Genomic DNA, 2,830 nt, shown 5'->3' with positions numbered 1-2,830 from the left:
CGTCGTCGTCGTGGGGGCACTGGGCGTTCGACCGGCAGGTGGCCCGGCAGGCGTGGTGGGACGCCCTCCCCCACGAACTGACCGCCGCATTCAAGGCCGCCCTCGACAGCCCCGACACCGTCGCGCTGACGGGATTGATCGATGAGAACACGGGCGAGCCGCTGTCCCTGCGCGTCTCCCGGGCTCGCCGGTTCACCGACGACGCCCGATACCGCATCGGACCCGACTTCACGATGGCGTCACTGCGCGCCTGGCCCGCCCTCCACCAGGTCCACCTGTCGTCGTGGCGCGACGATCTGATCGGCTTCCTGGAGGACTCCCCCCTGGTGGGCGACCTGACGCTCCACGGCCATGGCCAGCCGCACCTCGACCTGTCCCGTACCCACCTGACCGACCTCAGCGTCGACGTCGGCACCCTGGAGACCCTGACCCTGCCGGATGGCCTCACCTCGCTGGCCCTGCTGGGGACTCCGCCGGGAATCCTGCGCGTGCGCGCCAAGGAGCAGGGGCGCGAAGTGTCACTGCGGCTCGTCTGTGAGGTGATCCCCGTGACCGGGCTGGAGCGCCTCGCCGGGCTGCAGATCAGCGACATCGCCGAACTCAGCGTCCGCGACGTGGCGGCCCGGCATCCACGGGTGCGCTCCCTGGACCTGTTCGGGGCGCCCGGACTGCTGCGCGACGTGGCCGCCCTGCCCGACCTACGCGACCTGGACGCGCTGCGGATGGTCGACCTGTTCGGCTTCGACGCAACGGCGTTCCCTGGCCCCGGCGCCTGGGAGCGCCTGCGCGACCTCGACCTGGACTCCCTCCCCGCCGCCGTCGCCACCGCGGTGCGCCGCGCCTACAAGGCAAGCCCCCTCACAGTCTCGGTGCGACGCCCGCGCAAGCCGGAGTGGCTGGCGGAGAACCTGGAGAACCCGCTGCGCCACTGGGACGGTCGCCCCGGCATCCCCGCGTCAGTGGCGAAGAAGACGCGCTTGGCGTTCGTGGCCGCCCTGCGGGCCGTGCGCACCGCGGACGCCGACCTGTCACCCGGCGAGGCTTACGACGCGGCGGTCAGCGACGCCGTGCGCGGGTTCCTCGCCGTGATCGCCGCGGCGAACCGACGCCACGGGTTCCTCTACACGCTGGAACGCGACGAGGTCATCGTGGCCGTGGACGCTCTGATCCCCCACCTCAGCGAGGACGCGCACCGCGCCCTCGAACCCACGATCGAGGAGGCGCTTGATGGCTAGGAAGCACCGGCTCACGATGCCTGGGAAGCCCTGGATTCCCGCGGGGCAGCAGATGACGCTCGGCAAGCACGCGCCCACGGCGGAGGCCCGGCCGTGAGCGAGGGATTCGACTGGGCGGCCGTCGTGGAGGCCGCTACTGGCCGGTTCTCACCGCCGCCGTAGGAGGGTAAGTGCCGCGCCAGGCCGCCACGGCCTGCCCGACGAGGTGGTCGGCCGGGCGCTGAGCGGGCCCTACCGCTCCTTCCGCGACCGCGGCGCCCCTCACTCCTCGACCAGCCCTGGCCGCCGAGGGCTGAGCCTCACCCCGCCCAGGACTGAGCCTCAGCCCACCCAGGACCCGAGCCTCAGCCCGCCGAGGACCGTCCCAGGCGGTCAAGCAGGACCGCGACATCCTCCGACGCCCGCGCAAACGCCTCCTCGGCCCGCCCCTCGACGCCGGAGTTCACGATGCTGCCGTTGGCCGCGGTGAGGACGAACCCAGCCAGGTCGGCCGGGTAGCCGCACGCCGACAGCAGCGCGGCGAGGTCGGCGTCGAGGCGTAGCCGGCCATGGTGGGCCTGCGCCCGCAGCAGTGGCCCCTCGCGCACGCCATCCATGGCAGCCCAGACTCGCCCCACGAGCGCCGGGGTGCGGTCCGCCCAGATCGTCAGTACCGCCCGCTCCCCCACCTCACGCGGCGGCAACGCGGGGGACGCGTCCTCGCGCAGCGCCTGGGCAGTGCGGATCCGGTCCTCTTCATCGGCACGCAGGCAGTCCAGGAGCAGTTCCTCGCGGGACGCGAAGTAATAGCCCACCGACGCGGTGGGCACACCTGCCCGCTCGGCGACCCGCCGGTGGGTGACCGCCCGGGTTCCCTCCGCGTTCAGAAGGGTGCGGGCCGCGTCGAGCAGGGCGGCGCGGCGCTCCACCGAGCGCTTTTGCGGCGTGCGTGGCACCATCCCACCTCCTAAGTTGGACAGATGTCCAGGTTTTGCTAGCGTACGTCCCCGGAGCGCGTGATGCGACCGCGCCCCACCTTCTCCCCGTTGGGGCCTCTCACCCGAAAGCCCGATCATGTCACCGAACACCCTGCCCCCACAGACCACCATGCTGCGCCCCCGGCCCGCTATCGTCACCGTCCTCATGGGAGCCATGGCCCTGCCCTCCCTCGCCATCGACATGTACCTCCCCTCACTGCCAGAGATCAGCGCGGTGTTCGGCGTGCACGTCGGCATCACGCAGCTCACGCTGACGTTGTTCCTCGTCATGCTGGGCATCGGGCAACTCGTCGCCGGACCCGTGAGCGACGCCGTTGGACGCCGGGGACCGCTGCTGGCGGGATGTGCGATCTTCGTGGCCGGCTCCGTCCTGGCCGCGCTCTCCCCCGGCATCGGGACGCTGATCGCGGCACGCCTGCTGCAGGGGGCAGGCGGCTCCCTCGTCGTGGTCGTGGCGAACAGTTCCGTGCGCGACCTGAGCTCGGGGGAAGGCACGACGAAGCTGTACGCCCTCATGATGGGCGTCGTCGGCATCGCGCCGATCCTGGCCCCGACGTTCGGCGGCTACCTGGACGTCGCGTTCGGGTGGCGCTCGGTGTTCTGGTTGCTCACCGGCCT

General features: G+C 72.0%; 3 protein-coding genes. 2 read left to right on the top strand and 1 reads right to left on the bottom strand.

Going from position 1 to position 2,830, the window contains the following annotated elements; genetic code table 11:
* Nucleotides 1-1,235 (top strand): hypothetical protein (locus tag V7E09_RS15060; protein WP_324523664.1); only part of this gene is annotated, 1,235 nt, incomplete at its 5' end.
* Nucleotides 1,236-1,579: 344 nt separating this feature from the next.
* Here the strand turns inward: V7E09_RS15060 and V7E09_RS15055 are convergent.
* Nucleotides 1,580-2,173 (bottom strand): TetR/AcrR family transcriptional regulator, encoded by a 594-nt coding sequence (locus tag V7E09_RS15055; RefSeq protein ID WP_324523663.1) that lies wholly within the window; start codon nt 2,171-2,173, stop codon nt 1,580-1,582.
* Between the two features lie 115 nt (nt 2,174-2,288).
* Between V7E09_RS15055 and V7E09_RS15050 the strand changes: the two genes are divergently transcribed.
* On the top strand, nt 2,289-2,830 hold a 542-nt coding region (locus V7E09_RS15050), incomplete at its 3' end, for an MFS transporter (RefSeq protein WP_324523662.1).

This window comes from Propioniciclava sp., assembly GCF_036744435.1.
Classification (GTDB): domain Bacteria; phylum Actinomycetota; class Actinomycetes; order Propionibacteriales; family Propionibacteriaceae; genus Propioniciclava.
The sequence above is the reverse complement of the archived record's forward strand: the minus strand, read 5'-3'. Positions and strand labels throughout refer to the sequence as shown.